Raw genomic sequence first — 21,357 nt, forward strand, 5'->3', positions numbered from 1 at the left:
CCGCTTTTTTTCTTTTTCTAATTAGACGATTCAGATGTAACATCTATTACATTTTTTAAATTTTTTTACAAATAATTTTTAAACAAAACTCATTCTATCCTACAAAAACTGAAAAATTTGTCGAAATAAATGATATACTGTTATAAATAGGTAAATAGAGGTAGGTATATATGACCACTTTCATTATGATCTTTATCAACTTAACCATCAGCATCGCTTTGTCTGCCGCCTGTAGTTATTTGGCGCTTAGGCAGGCTTTTAATAAAATCGGGCAGAATTTAAGCAAAAATGAAGCTTTGCTTTCCTCCTTCACTTATACCGTTTTTTATACATTGCTTCACGCATCCGTCATCATGACGGCTTCTTATGAGATTTTCATTCAGCGGTTTCTTTATTTCCTTCCCGTCTTTTTTATCGTCTGTTTCATCACCATCTATCAATCTCTCCAACTTTTTCAGGACGTGAACATGGACAAGGTCAACTTTTTAAGGGGAGGTTTCACTTTCTCCTTTATGTTATTGGCCGGAAACTTTGCAGCATACGGTGGGTTGGTGTATCCATATTTCTCACTCAAGCTGATGGATGTTTCATTGACGATCTTGATGACCTTCGGAGTGACCTTTCCTCTTTTTCGGATGTTATTACAGCTGAATAACCAGGACATCAGTTCTTCCATGGGGAAGAAACATGTCGCCTGGAGCATCGTGATGGGATTTGGCTATTCAGGAATCGCCTATTTGACAGTCTATTCCCTTCTCTCGCCTGATAAATATGGGGAAGGACTATCCCTCCTGGAACATTATCATCTCATTCCTTTTATTATTGAAATGGCGATATTACTGATACTCTGGTTCATTCCGGACCATCTGGCGAATTCCTTACATAAGAAACAACTGAAACAAATCTACCAAAAAGAACAGGAATATAAATCGCTATACGAAAATAATCTGTCAGCCATCTTCACTTATAATCGAGAAGGCATCATTGTTGAAGCAAATGAACGGGCCGCGACTATGACTGGTTACCCATTAGAGAAAATCATCGGGAAAGAATTCCTTACATATATGATGGAAAAAAATCTTGGTCAAATTAAAACTGCCTTCCTTCGTTCTTTGCGGGGAGAAGCCATGACATTTGAACTGGACTTCCCCCACCGGGAGGGGCATATTCTTTATATTCAGGTCATCGTCGTCCCAATTCATCTTGACGGGGAAGTGACTGGCGCTCACGTTCTCGCCACAGATATTACAGAAGCTACAAAGGATAAAAAGAAAATCCAGTTCCTCGCCTATCATGATGAATTGACCGGATTGCCGAACAGGCGGTATTTCAATGAAGCATTTGAAACAAAAGTCAAAGAGGGCCATGATCAGATGGCGATCCTCCTTCTGGACCTTAACCGCTTTAAGATTGTCAATGATACATTGGGCCATGGATATGGAGACGAACTGATTTCCAAATTCGGAAAGAGATGCAAAGACGCATTAGGAGAAAAAGGACTCATTGCACGGATGAGCGGGGATGAATTTATTGTACTGCTTCCTTCCATTCAAGGACGGAGTGAGATTCATAAAGTGGTGAAGGCGATCCATAAGAGTCTGCAAACTCCCTTTACGATCGGCGGTCATGACATTATGACCTCGACATCCATCGGGATTTCCCTATACCCTCATGATGGGAAAGATCTTTCCACGTTACTGAAAAAAGCAGATATCGCCATGTACACAACGAAAAAAAGCGCAGGAGCGTATCAGCTTCTCTTTTCCGACCAGCTTGAAGAGAAAGGGATCAATCCAATCGAACTCGAGGAAAACCTGCGAAAAGCACTGATTAATGATGAGTTTGAGCTTTACTATCAGCCTCAGTTCTCATTGCAGACAAATCGGGTTGTCGGGGTGGAGGCTTTAATCAGATGGAATCACCCTGTCAAAGGGTTGATTTCACCAGACGATTTCATCCCCCTGGCTGAAGAAACAGGACTGATCATCCCCCTCGGCCGTTGGATTTTAAACAGAGCCTGTGAACAATTTAAAGTGTGGGAAAAGGGTGGACATGAATTTAAGATTTCAATCAATGTGTCATCACGGCAGTTCCACGATGCGACGTTCGTAGAGATGGTGAGGGAATTATTGTTTACGCATGACATCCCCCCATCTTTCATAGAGTTGGAGCTGACGGAAAGTACCGCCATGCACCATGTGGAAGAGGCAATGGCGAAAATGAACGCACTTCGGGAAATCGGAGTTTCAATCGCGATCGACGACTTCGGAATCGAATACAGTTCGTTAAGCTATCTGCAGAAATTCTCAATTCAGACGTTGAAGATCGATCGCAGCTTCATCATGGATCTCGATGAAAATGAATCCAATAAAGCGATTGTCTCTGCGATTCATGCCATGGCTAAACATCTGAAACTAGCGATCGTGGCAGAAGGGGTAGAAACAGAGACACAATTGAACTGGCTCAAGAATCTTGAATGCGAATATGGACAGGGTTATTACTTTAGCCGGCCGTTGCCTGCTGATGGGGTGACTGATTATATCAATAAGAGTATTGGAGTGAGTAATTGTAATTGAGGACATTTTAAAACACCGTCTGGACAAAGCCCAGACGGTGTTTTTAAAATGTATCCTCCAACAGGAAAACAAATGTCTTTATAACTAGATGAAACTCTTTTCTTTAGATAAATTATTTAATGTTGTATGGAATGCCCTTTGAAATTTGAAATTTGATAAAGTTTATTCTTTTCAACTCATAATCAGGCAAACTTCCCCTTCAATTTTCTACCATAGTTTTCTTTAATCGCTTATCAAAGTGGAGGCTTCTCTACTCAACAACCAAATTGGACTTTACAGGAATCCGAATGATAAAAGTTGTGTTTTCATCATTCGATTTGCATTGAATATCCCCACTATGCTTTTCAATCAATTTTTTACAAATATAAAGACCAATGCCTGTACCAAGATCCTTTGTAGTAAAGAAAGGTTCAAAAATAGCTTCCATACTTTCTACCTTAATTCGTGGTCCATTATTCGAAATTTCCAAATTGGTCTTTCCTTCCCTCACATCACATGTTACCTTGATATACCTCGGTCCATCTATTTCTTGAAGAGCATCAATCGAATTCATGATCAGATTTAGGAAGACTTGCCTTAACTCATCACCATTCCCCATTAATCTGATATTTGTTTCGCACTTAAAATCAATTAAAACATCTCCATCTAGAAGACTTGGATATAAGAATTCAATCGTCTCTTCCAAAAGATCAGAAAGAAAGATTTCTTCTTGAACACTTTCTATCAAGTCCTTCCTTGATACATGAAGGAATTGTGAAATCCGGTAATTCAATTGCTCCAGCTCATGTTGCATAATATCAAGATAGGGTAGGTTAGGATAATCATTTTGCAAAAGCTTTGTAAAGCCAATAATTGACGTCAGTGGATTCCTGAATTCGTGAACGAAGCTTGAACTCATCTGACCAAGGATTGTCAGGCGCTCTTTATGGGTTTGATCTATATAATGTTCTTTTTCTTGGAGTTGTTGTTCCTTTATTTCCGTATATTTACGAACGGCTAAATAAGAGAAGCGGTCAAATAATGTATTAATCTCTTCAATGATAGGCTGTAAATCCCTAAGTTCGATCCCTGAATGATTAACCCAATTAATGATAATGCTCTTCCCTATATTTACGTTATATACAAACTCACTTATGTTAACGTTGGCTTTCACCCGTTCTAGAGCTGTCTTATGAGCAAGTAAAGTAATTTCCTCCTCACTAAGTGGTTCCTCTATCGCACGCTTAACTAAGTGAAACATGTTCATTCCATTATTTAACACTTCTTCTTTATACACATCTTGATCTGAAATCACGATATTCTTGCGCCAGTTTTGTAAAAACTCATCTGAGTGATCATCCAGGTATTTAATGAGCTTGATGGAAGCACTAGTCATCGAATGGTCGTCCCTTCATTCCGTCTATGTTTTTAATCGTCGTTGATTCCATCATAACAGAAAATATGTGCGGACGGTTATTTCCATATTATACCTGTACTTTTCTTTTCATAACTTCCTACTATAAAATTGAATACTCGACCACTGACTTAAGCCTAAAAATTAAAACCTCCATTTCACTCTTAGAAGATTCAACGAGAACAGGGAATATTTATATTATAAAAAGACAGTTTTTATTTAACCAGGAACGAGTGAGGGGGGGTTTTTTAAAATGGTAAGAGAGATTTATCTCTTTAGACCATTCATAAACGGGAGGTCGTCTGAAAGATGAAGTATGGAAGAAGTGAAGCTTTAGTATATAGAAAATATATAACAAATGCGTACACGGTAACTGGCTGGCATCGTCTGGCACATTGAAAGCCCCTATAGCTTTGCGTCCCTATTTTTCAATAGGTTTGCCTTTATCGTACGCACATTAGTAGTATTTCAAATACATGTTTTAAAAGATTCGTTTTCTGGGATTTTGAAAAACTTTCATAAATACAGTATTATCTTCACATTTGAAAATCTTTATTCCTATAAACTTTAGGGGTGTCCATATTTCCTTCATATAATATAACGGCATTAAGAAACCTCCCTCCCAATGAATCATTATACCCATATTCATTACTTATATTTACATTATATAATAATTATCAGAATAATCTATCATATACAGGTATATAATTGTCGACAATTTTCTCAATAAAGAACACCTTACGACATTCCTGTCGTGTTCCCAAATAAAAATAAACAGCCGATGATGTTATCCAAGTCATCACAGGCTGTTTACCTTATTATGCATACGTTTATGATCGTAATCTCAAGAAGGGCTATTCTCTCCTTCAATTAGGCTTCAAGTAGGTTCCCTCAAATTCCTCCGGGGACACCGGGCGACCAATGGCATACCCTTGAGCTTTATCACAGTGATTCCTTTTCAGGAAACCAAACTCTTCCTGGCTCTCTACTCCTTCTGCTGTTACGTGTAAATGAAGATGCTTCGCCATTGAAATCGTACTTTTCACTATCGCTTGATGATCTTCGTTCGCCATGATGCCATTTATGAAAGAACGGTCGATTTTTAGCGTATCAAGGGGATATTTCTTTAAATAACTCAGGGAAGAATAGCCTGTCCCATAGTCGTCCATTGATAAACTGACTCCCAGTTGCTTTAATCGTTCAAGCTTTGAGATGATCAATTCCTGATCACACATGGCAATGCTTTCCGTCACTTCCAGGTCAATCATCTCTGGGTTCACTCCATGTGTCCGGATACTGTCCTCCAGTTTCACGATAAGCTCCTTGTCCAGAAGCTGCCTCATCGAGAGATTCACACCAAGCTTCAGCGCACGGTACCCTTCACTTTTCCAACTTTTTGATTGAGCAAGCGCAGTATTCAGCACCCATTCTCCAATCGGGATAATCAGGCCTGTTTCTTCAGCGATCGGGATGAATTCTGCAGGGGAAACGTGACCCAATGATTGATTTTCCCAGCGGATCAGTGCTTCCATCCCGCAAATCATTTCGGTCATCACATCTGCTATCGGCTGGTAGACCAGATAAAATTCATCTCTTTCAAGAGCGGTCCGTAATTCTTTCTCAATCATCATTTTCCTGAAGGTCTGTTGATTCATTTCGTTTGTGAAAAGTTGAAAGTCGTTCTTTTCCCTGTCTTTCACATAATACATGGCCGCATCGGCGTTTTTCATCAAGGTTGTGGCATCTTCCCCGTCATCAGGGTACATGCTGATCCCAATGCTCGGGGTGATATAAAATTCCTGCCCATTAATGAGAAACTCTCCAGTGAACTGATCAAGGAGTAATTGAGCAGTCTCGACTGCCTTCTCCCTTGAACAATCCGGGAACAGTAACGTGAATTCATCCCCGCCCTGCCTGTACACCTTTGATTTGGAGAATGATTGGGATTCCAGGAATCTTTCTAACCGCCTGGATACTTCTATTAACAGAAGATCACCTACATCATGTCCGAGAGTGTCATTAATATATTTGAAACGATCCAAATCGATGAGCATGATGGCGGCACTCCTCTTATGTGGATGCACCTTCAATATCTCATTTACATCTTCATTAAACAGCCTCCGGTTCGGTAATCCTGTCAGCACATCATGATTCGCTTGATGAATCAACTCATCCTCATATCGTTTTCTTTCAGTGATGTCAGTCGACACGCCGAGTAAAATGGTGGAATCCTCATGGGGCATCGGGATTTTTGTCGTTTGAAGCCAGCGGACGTTACCTTCATAATCCTGAAACCTTTCTTCAGGTATTTCAATCCCTTTTCCATTTTCTAAAATCATTTTGTCATCACGGGGCGTGTCCATCACGTTTTCTGGATCACCATGGATCTCAAGGTCTGTTTTCCCTATGATGTCTTCTTTCGGTAAACCGCAAAGCTCCGCATAAGACCGATTCACTAATGAATAGCGTCCTTCTTGATCCTTTGCATAAATGTACGATGGATTCAGGTCAATCACCGTCTTCAGGAATTGGCGCTGTTGATCCAGCCGTCTATTCATATCCCTTACTATACCCACATGCATACGGTTCGAGAGGATTAAGATGGAAACGGCAAATACAAGGACGGATATGGCACTTGGCATCAGCCCCGTTTCCGGAAACATATTGAATAGACCAATCCCGTAGCCAATTGCGGTAGATAAGATGAAGTGGAATAAAAAGGAGCGCAACACTACATTATGAATATGAACAGATATCATGAATGATAAAATCATACTTACTGGGAATAAGCATAAATTCGCATGGAAAACCCACGATAAATCACCGTACAGGGGATAATAATATCCGTAGCTTCCTTCTGGATTGACAAGGACGAGCCGGTCAATCCCGTATTCACTCCAGCCTACAAAATAGACGATCAATCCCCATATATAAAATGAAAGGACACTGGTTTTATTCATAATGTAGCGCCATCTGCTTCTCCCGGAACTTTGGAATTGTTCATGATAAATCGTATACGCCACATAAAACAGCGTAGGAGACAGCAGAATCGACCCAATCCGGAAAAGCCTGAATAGAAAATCAATCAAATCTATGGATAGTATCCCATGCGCGAACAAAATAGCGACATCCATCTGCCACAGTGAGGCCAATAATAAGAAAAGAAATAAGACTTTGGAAAGCTTACTTTTCTTGAACATGAATAATACAGTGATCCCAATACTGAATGGAATAAGGGCGACTAATAGTGAAAAAAGAAAAAACATGATGTTCCCCCCTTATTTGGTGACAATTGCACAGGCATTATTTCCACTGTTGCCGTGGGCGGTGATGCTGACAGACCTGACTGGTTGATATATCGGTTCGCACACGATCGGCAAATCTTCAAATCCTTTTTTTCCCGTTTTGATTGTCGGGGGAATGAATCCATATTCTATCGATATGAAAGCCGAAATCATTTGAATCACACCCATTGAGGCAAAGGTGTGCCCGATCATTCCCTTGATGGAAGTCAACGGGACATCTTTCGTGAACAATTGTCTATGTATATTCCCTTCGATGCGGTCATTGTTCTTTAGCCCCAAGGCCTGACTGTTTGCATAACAAGGAATTGTACTACCTATCGTTTCTTTATAAACCGATAGCATGTCCTCTCCTGAATCATCCGTCTCCATCATCGGTTTTCCTTCATTTCTTGTTCCTCATTTTGAATTCTACCATAAATCGTTTTCCCAGCCTGTACAGCGGTGCGCTCCCTTTCCATTACCAAGATGCCCGCTCCTTCTGAGAGCACAAACCCTCGATGCTCATCTGAAAAAGGGACACCCGTCTGATGGGGTTCGACATTCGACCTGATGCTTCTTGTTTTCGTAAATCCATTTATGCTCCACTGGCCGAGGGGAGCATCGGTTCCGCCGACAATGCATGCGTCCACCTGACCTGATTCCAACATCATTTTCCCCAGCAATACGGCATCGAGACCTGCTGTACAGCCAGTCATAATGGTATAGGCGGGACCTTTCGTACCGATATGCTGTGCCACAGCCGCTGAGAGCGTGTGTGTATCAACAAGGGAAATGCCGTGTATCGGGTACTTTTTCAAGTCGAGGGCAACAGATGAATAGTGCTCGATTTCAAGAATCGCTCCTGCTGATGTTCCCATAATGATTGCGACACGGTGTGACGGACAAACAAGATCTGCCATCAAAACGGCATCATCCGCAGCGGCCATTGCAAGCCTTGCCGACCGGGGATAGTGCACATAATTCCTTCCTTTGATCGATTCAAAGTCGTCCCCGACCACCCCTGCAATGATATTCGTCCGATTCTTACCTCTTCCTTCAAGAAGCGAATGGGTGCATATCCCCTTCTCTAACACTCTATAAAACTCTTCCTTGCTCATCGCACCTGGAGCTTTGATCCCATAACCTGTTACAACTATGCTGTCCAATGACATCATCCTAAAAAAGTAGTAAAAACCAACTTACCATCACTCTATAATCTTTATTATAAAGCACCCCACTCGACATAATCCATCAAATCTCGACACAATCCTCATAAACTTAAATAAAAGGGGGACGGACCTTGAATATTGAGGTCCGTCCCCCTTTCATGTGTTCCAACCTACCGCCACTTTGTCCCGGTCAATCAGTATATTGGCCGGATTCTCCCTGTTACGAATCTGGTGTATTTGTTCAATAGGTACTCAACAATCAAGGTCCGTCCCTCTCCACAAACCGGATCTCCTGCGCCGGCACCAGCCACTCAATCAGCGCACGGTCCATTTCACAAATCCTTCCAACGACGTTCACGGCAGGATCGCTCTTTAAATCGGTCCGGATGATCCCCATTTCTCCTTTATACCGGCCATAGAGATCGTTGTCCCGGGTGATGGCACCTGTTGGCCTTGCTGTTGTATTGGAGGGGGTCACGCTGTCCACCACCCTTGTGTTCAATAGACGGACAGTGTCCCGGCCAGGATCCGGTCTCAAACGGTACTCTCCCTCGATATCAGCCTCCCCTTCATAGGAAAGCTCGACGACTCCATCCCTGTCGAATTCCACAAGCTTCCGCAAGAGCTCCGGTGAACAACCGGGATCGCCGACGAATACGCCTGTCACGCCCTTCCGGCTCAGCTGCACTGCACTTATATAAGGACTTTGATCACGGTGATCCTCCAATGTGGGCAGTCCTTTATACAGGGGGCCTCTTTTCTCCCCGTCACCTGGGATAAACGCATAAATCGGGATACCCAACGATTTGAACCGGTCCTGTTGCTCGAGAAAATACGCTTGATCCAACCCGGTCACTGGCTTTGGGTAGAAGTTATGCCAGGCAATCATGTCACCGGGTTTCATTCCACTATCAAGCCACTCCCTGAGTTCAGCCTCCCCGACGGTGCTTGCATTTACGGCGATCCGGAAATGCCGCGAGAGCGCCAACACCTCACCGGCCGTGAAATCATCATCCAATCTGACCGACGAGACACCCCATTCTTTCAATTCTTCAAATCGTCCCAACCCCAACAGCGGAAGGGTATGCTTCGAGATATCTGCGAACACCTCAATTCCTTCCCTTTTAAAAAGGGAGAACAGCCGCCCGACTCGACCTGCATCCATCCCTGACTCTTCAGGGATGTGAAGGGACGTGAAGGCACATTTGATACCGGCTGAAGAAGCCCGGAGAATTCGCTCCTCGGCTCCTTCATCAGACAAATAGACCGAGATGCCGATCATTCGAACTCACTCGCCATTTCATCCTTGAACCCGAACAGATATGTGATGACAAACCCGGCAGCATAGGCGATCAACAGACCAAGCGTATAATAAAGGATTTCTCCTGCGTTCACGAGGAAGATCAACGGCAATCCGGACACCCCAATCGCGAACGTTGCCACATCGAAGTACGCCTGGAAAGCGCCGCCGAACCCGGCACCAAGGCAGGCGGTCAAAAATGGCCGTCCGAGCGGCAGTGTGACACCGAAGATGAGCGGCTCGCCGATTCCAAGCATCCCCGCCGGCAGGGCACCGCCGATCGCTCGCTTCAGCTTTTTCTTTTTCGTTTTCATGAAGATGGCAAAAGCCGCTCCCACCTGACCTGCTCCGCCCATGGCAAGGATCGGCAGGAGCGGATCATCCCCAATCGAATTGATAAGCTCAAGATGGACAGGGGTCAAGCCTTGATGGAGGCCTGTGACAACAAGGGGAAGGAATGTCGCACCAAGAACGAATCCGGCCACGATTCCACCCATATCAATCAGGGACAGGAGGCCGCTCGTGATGATATCTGAAATGAATCCACCGACAGGCATGAATACGGTGTACGTCAATAACCCGGTCACAAGCAGTGCAATGGTTGGCGTCACGATGATATCAATCGCTTGTGGAATCACTTTCCGGACATTTCTTTCAACAAAAGCAATGAAAATGGCGGCAATCAGGACACCGATCAACCCGCCCCGGCCAGGGAGCAGATTTTCACCAAACAGTGCCACTTCCCCGATCGCCGGGTTGATGATCAAGATCCCGGCAAGACCGCCAAGAGCGGCAGACCCGCCGAATTCCTTCGCTGCATTCATCCCGACGAGGATGCCAAGGTACCCGAACAATCCGCTCCCAATGATGGAAAGCATCATGACAAGCTGTGATTCGCCGCTTAGCCAGCCTGCCTGGACGAAGAACTTGGTGAAGCCGGTAATCAACCCTGACGCAATCAAGGCTGGAATCAGGGGAATGAAAATATTCGCAACCCGTCTTAGCAGAAGCTTAAATGGCGTTGCGTTCTTTTTCTTCAGCTCGGCTTTCTGCCCAGCCGCCCGTGCCTTCAAATCAAGGTCCGCTCCCGATAACAGCTTCCCGAATTCCTCCGTCACCCGGTTGACCTTCCCTGGACCAAGGATCACCTGGTACGTTTCATCCTCCACAAATCCCAATACGCCTTCTACTTCCTTCATCTCGTCTTTCTGCACCGCACTATCGTCATACACCTTCACTCTCAATCTCGTCATGCAATTTTCATAGCTTGCGATATTGAGAGCACCGCCGAACTTCTCTAAAAGGATCCTTGCCAACTCTTGATTCGTCATTGTCACCTTCCCCTTTCCCTTGTCGTGCCCGATTTATTTATTTCTCGATTGCCAGCCTGACGTACCCATTTGCGTCCTCTAAACGGCTTTTTGCTTCCCCGTATCCACAGCCAAGCGTAATCATCACGATGGAAGCCTTCACCTCATGCTGTGCTTCTTTCAGGGTGGCCGCGGCCGTTTCCTTATCGGCCCCTGTGACGGAGCAGATGATCCCGATGGCCCGCTGTTCAAGCTTATAGTTGCTCACATTCACATCGACCATCAGGTTGCCATACGCCTTCCCAAGCTTGATCATGGATGCGGTCGAGATCATGTTCAGGATCATCTTTTGAGCGGTCCCAGCTTTAAGCCGCGTGGACCCGGTCAGTGCTTCCGGACCTGCATCCACTTCGATCGCAATCTCCGCTTCATCAGAAATCTTCGCCCCCCGGTTGCATGACAGGGCAACAGTCGCAGCCCCCGCTTCTTTGGCAAATCGCAGCCCTCCGATGACATAAGGGGTGCGACCGCTCGCCGCGATCCCCACTACAGTGTCCTTGTCCGTAAGTGAGATGCCCTTCAGATCGGCAGCACCCAACCCTTCGTCATCCTCCGCGCCTTCGACTGCCTTCACGAATGCCTTCTCCCCGCCGGCCATCAAGCCGACAACCACTTCACTGTCCACACTGAATGTGGGCGGACACTCGACCGCGTCAAGGACCCCGAGCCTCCCGCTCGTGCCTGCCCCCATATAGATCAGCCTTCCGCCGGCATCAATCGACTTCACCACCGCGTCGACCGCTTTCTCCACTTCAGGGATCACTGCCTTCACAGCCGTCGCCACCTTCTGATCCTCTTCGTTCATCATGCGGAGGATCTCTCCGGTATCCGCCGTATCAATTTCCACCGTCTTTTCATTCACCTTTTCCGTCGACAGCTCGTAAACATTATCATTCATCCGTCATTCCCCCAGTGACTGTATGCGTTTTCATTACTTATATACATATCACTTTTAAAATATTATTTCAATCATATTTTAAAATGTATGAAATATCATTTCAGTATAGAACAGAAAATTCATCCCACGACAAATAGGAGTTGGAACCTGCTTCCCACTCCTGTTTTCCGTTATTGAATTAAAGGTCCGTCCCTCTTAATGGTCGAAGAATGTGTCCTCTCCGATTTCGGTTGTGTCCATGATGCCGGATTGAAATCCGGGAAAAAAAAGAGCTGTGTCGTGACGCTTCTGGTGTGAGAGGTTCGGGATGGTGGAGAAGTGATTCATGGCCGCTGCAGCCCGTTCTCTTTGTTTGGTGAACACTTTCTGGGAACAGTTGATTTCCATTCTTTCTCCATTTGTAAAATGTACGTAGGTTTTGTCTTCTGAGCTGGAAGATGATTCGATATGCTGACAGAAAAGCCAGATGCAATCATATTGGGTTGGGGCCACAGTGGGTATCGCATAGATGAATTGTTGCGGACAGAGCATAAGAGGTGTTTTCCTAAAGTAGTCGAACGCATGCCGGACAGCCTTGATCCTTCCGTCATACGTGGATCTGTAGATCATACAGGACGAATCCAATATATCCATCACCGACCTCTTGCTGTACCACTTCCGGCCAGAATAATCATACACAATCGATTGATGAATCCCGTCATAAGCAGGCCCGACCGCCACCGTCCTGCACGTCACCAGCACTTCTAAATCTTTCAAACCAAACACCTTCCTTTTCCTCCATAAAATAAGTCCCGGTTTTCTGAATCTTCATAAATTTAGGACTTAAATCCCATTATATACTAATATTGGAAAATATCTATTTATATTTGTTTGATTTTCGGGAAAAATCTCATAATTTAATGAAAAATGATTTTCTATGCTGGATGATGTCGAAATCTATCCATAAAAAACCTCCGTCCCTGCATCTGCATGGAACGAAGGTAAGGTGATTCTTATTCTACTAAAGATTCAATGACTGAATTTGAGATTGCTTTTTCACCGCCAAGAATATAGTACTTCTCTGTTACAGGTGCAAAAGCAGCAAGCGTATCCAGTGTTGTAAATTGTACTTCTTTCGGGTGTGTCAATACTACCGGGTTGCCATTGGCAGCGGCAAGTGCAGATCCTGCAAGGGCATCAGGATAATTCTTGCCTGTTGCGATGAATGGCGTCGACATGTTGAGTTCTGATGCAAAATATTGAATGATCATGCTGTTCGTTTCGTAGCGGTCGGCTCCGCTTAAACGCTCATAATACATCAGCTCTTCAGCAACCATATCAGGAATGGCTGATTCTCCCCCAACCACATAGAACTGCTCAAACATGCTTTCTTCTATAAAGTTACTCACTGACTCCGGAGTGCCACTCTTTTTAGTCAGTAAAATCGGCATTTCTAACGAAGCGGCAATCGGTGCAATGGAAAGGGCATCTGCAAAACTTTCTCCTGTTGCTACTACGGCCCGATCGGTAAAGCCTAATTGCTCTGCGATTTTCACAGAAGTATCATAACGATCTGAACCACTGATTCTGTTAACCGTTTTGACCTTCAGTTCTTTCAATTCTTTTTCTACATTTGGGGAAATGACCGATTTACCTCCAACCAGGATGACCTTCTTCACTTTTAGGCGTTTCAATTCATCCTTTACTGTTTGAGTAAGGGTTGTCGTATCAGTCAACAACAATGGCGCACTGTGATGATAAGCAAGAGGCGTCGCGCTTAAAGCGTCAGGATAGTTGCGCCCTGTCGCAATCACCGCTACATCTGACTGCTCCCAGCCTTTACGGGAAATCTCCACAGCGGTTTGATAACGATCGCTTCCAAAGATTCTTTCTGTTCCGATATTTGCCTGATCCATTCCGGTAACCGCTCCGAAGGCGTCTAATCTGCCCCATCCTGATACCGTATCATAACCAGGGAAAACCAATTCTGCAGGGTAAGGATATTCATCCTCATAATAATAACCAGTGCCTGGATTATCCTCTTCATCGAATGAAATATCTACCGCTGTTCTTGTTAACACCCTTTCAACTTGAGCAGGTGTCAGTTCACCATCCTGTGAAAGAATCAGTCCTGCAACCGCAGCAACATGAGGAGCCGCCATGGACGTCCCGCTCATGTACGTGACATTCCCGTCTGGAACGAGACTTGGAATATCCGTTCCAGGAGCTACAAGATCAATACCATTCCCATAGTTCGAATAATCGGAAACAATATCCAGATTATTTGTTGCTCCAACCGCAACAACATACTTTGAAGAGCCAGGGTATGAGAGTTCTTCCATCCCATCATTTCCAGTAGCTGCGACCACTGTCACGCCATGATCATGAGCGTATTTCAGCGCATATTCAATGACACGGCTGTATGATCCGCCAAGGCTCAAGTTGATGACTTTGGCCCCATGATCAACTGCATATTTTATTCCATATGCAATTTGTTCTGTATCTCCACTGCCGGATGCATCAAGGACTTTCACTGGAAGGATCTTTGCGAAAGGATTAATCCCCGCCATCGAATAGTGATTATTGGATTCGGCAGCAATGATTCCCGACACATGGGTTCCGTGTCCATGATCATCCATTGCATCCGCATTCCTGCCGACGAAGTTATATCCTTCATCCTTTAATACCCGGCTGCTTAAATCTGCAAGGGAATAGTCAACACCCGTGTCGACTACCGCTATGACAGTTTCACTTAGCGATTGATCCTTGAGAAGTTCTTGAAGTTCTTCATATTGAATATCAGCATCTGCAGTCCCTCCATTATCTCCGTTATTTTGAAGAGACCATTGATACGGGAATTGGGCATCTGAAGAAAGTGCTTCATACTGTTGGACAGTTTCAGCGAATTCTACCTCCGGGAGGTCCTCAATGCCTTTTACAGTCGTTCTTAAAGAAGCGGCTGTCATCGTGTTTTCCTGATTCTCCACTTCCATTACATACATATTGGAGAAAAAAGAATCCTTGATTTTCAATGGAGAAACCGATTCGACACCCAATGAAGCGGCCTTTCCTTGAATGGTTGCTACATTCTTTTTATCCTTTAATTTCACGATGATCCGGTTACTGGCCGCTTTCACCGGAGAAAGTCCACCTTTTGCTAAAATAGACGATACAGTTAAATTCGTCAGATTATGAACCCCGATACTTTTCCCCTCTTCCTCAATTTTCTCTTGAAGAAAGTCAGGGGTGGAGGCAAGCGCACTCTCATATAAATCGTTAATCGCACGTTGATCCTCTTTGGTGATTTTATAAGAACTTGAACTGCCGTTTGCTGCTACATCTGCAAACAAGCCCTTCAATTGAACGAGGTCGTTGTAAACACTATTACGAAGATCTTTACTGAACACCATTTTAGAACTGATAAATGGAGCTGATTTATAATAAAGAGAGGATAACTCTTTCCCGTTTTCCGTTTTTGCCAAAACGTTCTCACGGATTGTCCTTAAATCTCTCAATATCCCTTTCCCATTTTCTCTTTCTTTCGTACTTAACTCAGCTGGACATTCCTCTGCAATGACTTCATCAGATGGAGGTAAAGTCACCCCATCGTAACCGATTAAAAATGGGATGGTGTAGTCATCGTATTCTTCCTCGGAATCCATATATTCTTCTTCCATCATTCCGTATGATTCAACCTTAATATAATAAGGACCGACCCACGAAACAGGGAAGTCGATGATCGCCGGTTCATTGTAATATGAATAGTTCATATAACGATCAAAGGCCCGGTTTTCAATTGCATTTTCAAGACTCGAGTAAACCGTTACATTCAATTCCACTTCAGATTGAAGCTTGATACGGAGATGAGTATAATCGGAAATCTCACGTTCACTTGGATCAATTTTGAACCATTTGATATGTTCATTCATATCAAACTCACCTTCAACAGCAGCACCAATCGTCAAGACACTTTCATCTTCAGGAATACCCGACTCCTCCGCCTTCGCTTCCAATACAGAAAACTGGCTGAAGATCAAAGAAAAAACAAAAACCAAAGCTACCAAACTACGAATCCTCTTTTTCATCTAGAACCTCCACTAATGATAAAATGCACTACAGATTCTATTAAACCACAGAAATAATCTTTTGGAAATATTTTATATTTTAAGGAATATATTAGAATCTGATTTTTGATTTAACACGAATAACCACCCGCTTCCCTAGATTTAAACAAACGTTTGATTAGCAGGAAAAAGCCTTTGATTTTCTTACAATGGTGATATTAAACACTTGTTTAATCACATAGAGAACCCCTGGACTAGTCCAGGGGTTCTCTATATATCGGGGAAAAGACTAACCTCTAATAAAATACTTCCTTACATATTCAAACCAAACCTTATTCCCTTTTTCGTTTGGTTGATTGTCCTTTGTTAAATAGTTTTTGATCTCATCACCCCCGTCAATCGGCCAGGCTTCCCAATGGTTTAGATAAACAAATTTCCTCTCTTTACTATAGTTTTCTAACTCAGCTTCCGCTTCAGTGTATTCGGCTGACTCTGGAATGGGATTGCTTGGCTGGATGATGATAAAAATGTCCGGGTTCAATTTCTTAAACTCTCCTGTAATATCATCGATGTTCTTCAACCGATCCGATAAGTCAACACCTTCATAATCGGCTAATAAAAACGGTTCAAGCAAGAGTATGTCAGGCTTCATTTCAGCGAAACGCTTATGTAGATCCTCCTCAATGACTTGTTGAGAAGTCCTGTTACCCACTTCGTTCAGTGACACTTTTATGAATTCCTTACCATATGTATCGATTAATCCTTTTTCAAGTTCCCCCGGCCATGCCCCTTCACGGCTTGAGCTGGAACCAGAACCCAGAACCATCAAATGAACAGGTTCTTCTCTCTCCATTTTATCCTTGAACGTTTCTTTTAACTCAGGGGGTAGAAAATTCAGCTTTTCCAATTGCTTCTCTCTTTTCTCTTTTTCCTCAGACTCATTTTTCTCATTCTCTTCATCAGTCACTGTGCTATTTATCCCCTGGACAGCTTCTACTCTTTTATCCCAATGAAGCTTTCCTCCCACTAAAGTTGAAATAGTGACAATCGCCAACAACCATATAAAAAATTTCTTCATTCTCATCCCCCACAAAATATAGTCTATAAATTTCATGATAGAGGAGACACGGTGCAAAATATGTATAAATTTGGTATGAATGATGATAAAAGTTACGACAATATTTTTTGTTAATAAGATTGGGGAAAGTCCGATAATAGATGAGGAGACTATATTTTTATTGGGAGTTAACAAATGAATATACTAAAAGCAATAATCAAAGGAACCTTTACCATTATTATTCTTGGACTGATCACGATGAAATCGTTGGAATGGGCACTCTATTTCTTTGTCGCTAAGCCTGTAGCTAAGGAAATTGCCTATGATGTGACATCTTATGTAGAAGTAAATGATCGATACTTTACCGAAGAATCCTTGAATGAATATCTGGACGCCTATCGAAAAAAGGACCTAAACATCAAAGTGCTCTATAATCAGCACCCTGATGACAAAAGATTTATCGTAAAAGTGGATGTACAGGCAAACTGGGACAGTATCTATTCCCCAACTGCTTATTTCCATACCCGCAGCATCAATCTTGGAGATCCTCCACCACGGTCAATATTTGCACGATTTGATAACCAAACAGAGATATCCAAGAAAACAAACGTCCAAGCTTCAAAGGACGAAGATAAACAAATTGATATCCCCGCTGTTGCAATCACTAATAAGACTGAGGCACCCCGGCCTTCCATCACCGATCAAGACATTGAAACATTAATAGAAAACTATGTAACATTGGGGATGGAAGCAATCAGGGACAAAGATTTCTCATATATCGAACCACTTCTCGATCCTCAGGGGAAAATCTATAATGAAAGCCAGGGAGCCATCCAAACAATCAATGAAAAAGGACTCGAAGAAGAAGTGGTGACTGTTCAGGTTCAAAACATTAACCACAATTCTAGCACCGACATCACGGTAAAAACGTATGAAGAGTTCATAATTGCTTATCCGAATGGATCAAAAAAGCTTAAAGGTTACAACAGTTCCTATCGGGTGAGAGTCACAGAGCAAAACCGACCTCTCATAAATGAAACCATTTATGTGGAGGAAGTGTCTTCAGAAGTATGGTCCGCTCCGAGTGAACAAGCATCTCGTGAAATCATAAAGGGGGCTTGTGTTAGTTGTCATGGAGGAAGCCTGGAAGGAGGAGTCGGCCCCAAATTAACTGACATAGGTTCCAGGATGACAAAAGAAGAAATCCATACCATTCTAATGAACGGAAAAGGGATTATGCCAAAAGGCCTTGTGAAAACGGAGGAAGCAGAGCTACTGGCCGATTACCTTGTAGAATTAGAACATTGATGACGCAAAAATGCCGCACACCTGACATTGAAAAGACAGGTATGCGGCATTTGTTCACGCGGAGTATCTCTTGTTTCTGAATTTCTCAAAGTAGTGAAGACCAAGAAATATATGATAATAAATGAGTGCCGCTGGAACGCTGTACAAGGCATAAATCAACGTCCACTGAATCCCTTCAGATATCAATCCAAGAAAAAGAGCTGGAAGAAGACCACTCATAGCATACAAAATCAGTTGAACCAGATAGGAAAATCGTTTAATATTTAGTGCTTCCATTATCCGATCCACCACATAGGCAGCCAACAGCCCAAACACAATATATATTGGTAAAGAAGGCATCAATAACATCAAAAACCCTTCAAGAAAACCCAGATAACAGCACTCATATTCTCTCTCCTCCATAGGAGTATGCATCATCCAACCCATGACAAGAGAAAAAAAGATAGGAGAAATGATCGCTGCCAGTACTTTATTATATAAATCTTTCATTTATAGCTTCCTTTCATAAAACCAAGAGGAGCAAGCCTTCGATGGACAGAACTAAGGTGAAGCTACGACTGCTACGAAAAGGTACGCCTAATCGCCTGTTCGAATTCCCCTTCAATCTCCCGTGACTTCGCATACCTCTTCGTCACATTAATATCCTTATGGCCCGCAAGCTTCGATACCACTTCAAGACTCACACCCTGATCGATCAGCTGCTGACAAAACGTATGACGAAGCTTCTGAGCATTCACATGGAATTTCTTAAGCATATACTGCACCGACCTCTCCGTCAAACGCTCATTCGTCTTTGAAACAAACAATGCCTCTTTCACGCCAATCACATTCAAATACTGAGAAAGCGCGCTAATCAACTCTTCTGATAAAGGAATAACCCGCCTATCCCCATGAGAATCCGCAACGCTCACCACCTTTGTTGAAAAGTCTACATCCTTCACATCCAAAGCGCACAGCTCCGACACCCGGATTCCCGTATGAAGCAGCATATACACAATCGCTATATTTCTCTCATTTTCACTTTCTTTCACTTCCGACAAAAGAGCCTCACACTCTTCTTTGGATAACGATTCGATCTCATCCTTTTTCACGGCCTGTTTGATCTTAATATCCATCGTAATATCAGGTCTCTTCAGATACTTGGCAAACGTCCTGATCACCCCTAAAATCTTATCCAAGGTGACTGGACTTTTTCCCATCTGTTCCAAAGAAAGAATATATCCCTTAACATCATCATGAGTAATATCCTTTAATTCTTGATGATTTGATTGAAGCCAATTCTCAAATTTCTTTAATTCCTGCTGGTAAGTCGAGATGGTATTGAGTGATTTTCCTTCATGTTCAAGCCATGCCAAAAACTGATCAATCGTAGTACTTGAAGAACCTTGCAAGCGTACCACCCTTTCGAATCAAACCTCTATTTTCTCCTATCGTAGAACGAATGGTGGAAGAAGTCAACTTCTCCGAATGTGTGGGGTGGGGATAGCAGTAGAGGTAGGGCTCGGGGTCTGACTTCAGACCAATAATTGCGCTAAATTTATGACTCCCTCTCAACTGGAAGGATAAAATAGGTTTTGAAAAGTCCAAGCATGTTTTGAGTCACTTTTTCATTCGCAATCGATCTTTTTGAATAAAGTTGAGGCTAATTTTATTCAAAATGTGATATGGAGGCTTTGAAAATGATGATTTTCATAGTTTGGAGAACTGTTCAAGAAGGTGCGTAAAGATGATTGCGTCATTCTGAAAGGTTTATGCGTCTCTTTTCGAGTTAATTGCGTCAGTTTCGGAGGTTTATGCGTCGTTTTTTTCATTTATGCGTCACTTTACTTGGTTTATGCGTCTTTTAACAATATTACCATTTCTAGCCGATTTATATCCGACTCAGCCTTAGCAATATATTAGCTCCACACTTCCATACAACATCTCTTCCCCGGAAGCCACCCTTCTCACCAACCATCCCCCTCCCACATCCACACCAACTAAAAAGAGTAACTCTCAAAAAGCTACCCTTCTAACTATTCGCCTGGCGACATCCCACACTCTAATATCGAACCCAAACGACCATCTGCATGAAAGCTGCGACTAATTTGGAACCGGTCATCATGAACTTTTTGAGCTGGCCACCCATTCTCGACATTTATGTGAGATAAGAGGAAGCTCTATATGCAAACAAAGTCACTCATCCATTTTCTTGATATTTACATCTTCAAAACCAGGCAACATTATGGTAGAATTCATTATGCACGTATCCCCTATCTATACTTGTTTCTCGACAATTCAAGTATAAAAGACTGGGCGATTACGTGCTTTTTTGTGTCTTCTAATTGTGTAAGAACCCCCACAAATACTGTAGAACCAAAATCCCACACAAAAAAGAGCAGCCCTCTAAAGAGCTACTCTTTCCTACTATTTGCCTGGCGACGTCCTACTCACAGGGGGAGATCCCCCAACTACCATCGGCGCTGAAGAGCTTAACTTCCGTGTTCGGCATGGGAACGGGTGTGACCTCTTCGCCATAATCACCAGACGAATATTTAATTGAAGGTTTGTTCCTTCAAAACTAGATAAAGAATTGATGTCAAGAAAGCCGAATATCAGCCGATTGTTCATATAAATATGACTCTTTGTGGTTAAGTCCTCGATCGATTAGTATCAGTCAACTCCACATGTCGCCATGCTTCCATCTCTGACCTATCTACCTAGTCATCTTCTAGGGATCTTACTCACTTACGTGATGGGAAATCTCATCTCGAGGGGGGCTTCATGCTTAGATGCTTTCAGCACTTATCCCTTCCGCACATAGCTACCCAGCGATGCCTTTGGCAAGACAACTGGTACACCAGCGGTGCGTCCATCCCGGTCCTCTCGTACTAAGGACAGCTCCTCTCAAATTTCCTGCGCCCACGACGGATAGGGACCGAACTGTCTCACGACGTTCTGAACCCAGCTCGCGTACCGC

The 21,357-nt window shown here is 43.3% G+C and carries 14 protein-coding genes, 2 rRNA genes and 1 riboswitch (1 of these 17 running past the window's edge); of the genes, 2 read left to right on the forward strand and 14 right to left on the reverse strand.

The genetic code is table 11. The features are described 5' to 3' along the window. Positions 1 to 170: 170 nt before the first annotated feature. The gene (locus tag KH172YL63_RS19825; RefSeq protein ID WP_173107716.1) at positions 171 to 2,576 is read left to right on the forward strand and encodes a putative bifunctional diguanylate cyclase/phosphodiesterase; all 2,406 of its coding nucleotides are present in this window, start codon (positions 171 to 173) and stop codon (positions 2,574 to 2,576) included. Between the two features lie 250 nt (positions 2,577 to 2,826). On the opposite strand, the gene KH172YL63_RS19830 is transcribed toward KH172YL63_RS19825, so the two are convergent. The 10 genes from KH172YL63_RS19830 to KH172YL63_RS19875 form a co-directional block, all read right to left on the reverse strand. Further along, on the reverse strand, positions 2,827 to 3,951 hold the full coding sequence (locus KH172YL63_RS19830) for a histidine kinase N-terminal domain-containing protein (protein ID WP_173107717.1): 1,125 nt from the start codon (positions 3,949 to 3,951) through the stop codon (positions 2,827 to 2,829). A gap of 383 nt (positions 3,952 to 4,334) precedes the next feature. Next, a riboswitch (cyclic di-GMP riboswitch) is annotated at positions 4,335 to 4,421 on the reverse strand. A 414-nt stretch (positions 4,422 to 4,835) separates the two neighbouring features. Beyond that, positions 4,836 to 7,235, reverse strand: coding sequence for a putative bifunctional diguanylate cyclase/phosphodiesterase (locus KH172YL63_RS19835; protein WP_173107718.1), 2,400 nt, complete (start codon positions 7,233 to 7,235; stop codon positions 4,836 to 4,838). 12 nt (positions 7,236 to 7,247) lie between these two features. Then, a complete protein-coding gene (locus tag KH172YL63_RS19840) occupies positions 7,248 to 7,646 on the reverse strand; it encodes a hypothetical protein (RefSeq protein WP_173107719.1) in 399 nt (132 codons plus the stop codon). Next, positions 7,643 to 8,419: a beta-ketoacyl synthase N-terminal-like domain-containing protein gene (locus KH172YL63_RS19845; protein ID WP_173107720.1), complete on the reverse strand. Its 777-nt coding sequence runs from the start codon at positions 8,417 to 8,419 to the stop codon at positions 7,643 to 7,645. Before KH172YL63_RS19845 ends, KH172YL63_RS19840 begins: the two co-directional genes overlap by 4 nt. 262 nt (positions 8,420 to 8,681) lie before the next feature. Next, complete coding sequence (locus KH172YL63_RS19850; protein ID WP_173107721.1) at positions 8,682 to 9,704, reverse strand: MupG family TIM beta-alpha barrel fold protein; 1,023 nt, start codon at positions 9,702 to 9,704, stop codon at positions 8,682 to 8,684. Continuing rightward, the gene (locus KH172YL63_RS19855; RefSeq protein WP_173107722.1) at positions 9,701 to 11,053 is read right to left on the reverse strand and encodes a PTS transporter subunit EIIC; all 1,353 of its coding nucleotides are present in this window, start codon (positions 11,051 to 11,053) and stop codon (positions 9,701 to 9,703) included. Before KH172YL63_RS19855 ends, KH172YL63_RS19850 begins: the two co-directional genes overlap by 4 nt. 37 nt (positions 11,054 to 11,090) lie before the next feature. Beyond that, entirely contained in the window at positions 11,091 to 11,990 is a 900-nt protein-coding gene (gene murQ / locus KH172YL63_RS19860; RefSeq protein ID WP_173107723.1) for an N-acetylmuramic acid 6-phosphate etherase, read from the reverse strand. A 195-nt stretch (positions 11,991 to 12,185) separates the two neighbouring features. Then, positions 12,186 to 12,755 carry a competence protein ComK gene (locus tag KH172YL63_RS19865; RefSeq protein ID WP_173107724.1) on the reverse strand — a complete coding sequence of 190 codons (570 nt, stop codon included), beginning with the start codon at positions 12,753 to 12,755 and terminating at the stop codon, positions 12,186 to 12,188. Between the two features lie 227 nt (positions 12,756 to 12,982). Continuing rightward, the gene (locus tag KH172YL63_RS19870; protein ID WP_173107725.1) at positions 12,983 to 16,054 is read right to left on the reverse strand and encodes a cell wall-binding repeat-containing protein; all 3,072 of its coding nucleotides are present in this window, start codon (positions 16,052 to 16,054) and stop codon (positions 12,983 to 12,985) included. Between the two features lie 268 nt (positions 16,055 to 16,322). Beyond that, positions 16,323 to 17,111 carry an SGNH/GDSL hydrolase family protein gene (locus tag KH172YL63_RS19875; protein WP_173107726.1) on the reverse strand — a complete coding sequence of 263 codons (789 nt, stop codon included), beginning with the start codon at positions 17,109 to 17,111 and terminating at the stop codon, positions 16,323 to 16,325. 174 nt (positions 17,112 to 17,285) lie between these two features. On the opposite strand from KH172YL63_RS19875, the gene KH172YL63_RS21665 reads away from it, so the two are divergent. Then, positions 17,286 to 18,398, forward strand: coding sequence for a c-type cytochrome (locus tag KH172YL63_RS21665; RefSeq protein ID WP_232066066.1), 1,113 nt, complete (start codon positions 17,286 to 17,288; stop codon positions 18,396 to 18,398). A gap of 54 nt (positions 18,399 to 18,452) precedes the next feature. Here the strand turns inward: KH172YL63_RS21665 and KH172YL63_RS19885 are convergent, their stop codons facing one another. The 4 genes from KH172YL63_RS19885 to KH172YL63_RS19900 all read right to left on the reverse strand — a co-directional run. Then, positions 18,453 to 18,887 carry a hypothetical protein gene (locus tag KH172YL63_RS19885; RefSeq protein WP_173107727.1) on the reverse strand — a complete coding sequence of 145 codons (435 nt, stop codon included), beginning with the start codon at positions 18,885 to 18,887 and terminating at the stop codon, positions 18,453 to 18,455. A gap of 71 nt (positions 18,888 to 18,958) precedes the next feature. Then, complete coding sequence (locus KH172YL63_RS19890) at positions 18,959 to 19,789, reverse strand: tyrosine-type recombinase/integrase (RefSeq protein WP_173107728.1); 831 nt, start codon at positions 19,787 to 19,789, stop codon at positions 18,959 to 18,961. Positions 19,790 to 20,810: 1,021 nt separating this feature from the next. Further along, a 5S ribosomal RNA gene (gene rrf, locus KH172YL63_RS19895) occupies positions 20,811 to 20,925 on the reverse strand. A gap of 99 nt (positions 20,926 to 21,024) precedes the next feature. Beyond that, a 23S ribosomal RNA gene (locus KH172YL63_RS19900) occupies positions 21,025 to 21,357 on the reverse strand (it continues 2,602 nt past the right edge of the window).

Source organism: Bacillus sp. KH172YL63, from assembly GCF_011398925.1.
GTDB lineage: Bacteria > Bacillota > Bacilli > Bacillales > Bacillaceae_B > Rossellomorea.

Coding starts and splice junctions, on each gene's coding strand:
- KH172YL63_RS19825 (WP_173107716.1), top strand. CDS start 171: ATGACCACTTTCATTATGATCTTTATCAACTTAACCATCAGCATCGCT.
- KH172YL63_RS19830 (WP_173107717.1), bottom strand. CDS start 3,951: ATGACTAGTGCTTCCATCAAGCTCATTAAATACCTGGATGATCACTCA.
- KH172YL63_RS19835 (WP_173107718.1), bottom strand. CDS start 7,235: ATGTTTTTTCTTTTTTCACTATTAGTCGCCCTTATTCCATTCAGTATT.
- KH172YL63_RS19840 (WP_173107719.1), bottom strand. CDS start 7,646: ATGATGGAGACGGATGATTCAGGAGAGGACATGCTATCGGTTTATAAA.
- KH172YL63_RS19850 (WP_173107721.1), bottom strand. CDS start 9,704: ATGATCGGCATCTCGGTCTATTTGTCTGATGAAGGAGCCGAGGAGCGA.
- KH172YL63_RS19855 (WP_173107722.1), bottom strand. CDS start 11,053: ATGACGAATCAAGAGTTGGCAAGGATCCTTTTAGAGAAGTTCGGCGGT.
- murQ (WP_173107723.1), bottom strand. CDS start 11,990: ATGAATGATAATGTTTACGAGCTGTCGACGGAAAAGGTGAATGAAAAG.
- KH172YL63_RS19870 (WP_173107725.1), bottom strand. CDS start 16,054: ATGAAAAAGAGGATTCGTAGTTTGGTAGCTTTGGTTTTTGTTTTTTCT.
- KH172YL63_RS19875 (WP_173107726.1), bottom strand. CDS start 17,111: ATGAAGAAATTTTTTATATGGTTGTTGGCGATTGTCACTATTTCAACT.
- KH172YL63_RS21665 (WP_232066066.1), top strand. CDS start 17,286: ATGAATATACTAAAAGCAATAATCAAAGGAACCTTTACCATTATTATT.
- KH172YL63_RS19885 (WP_173107727.1), bottom strand. CDS start 18,887: ATGAAAGATTTATATAATAAAGTACTGGCAGCGATCATTTCTCCTATC.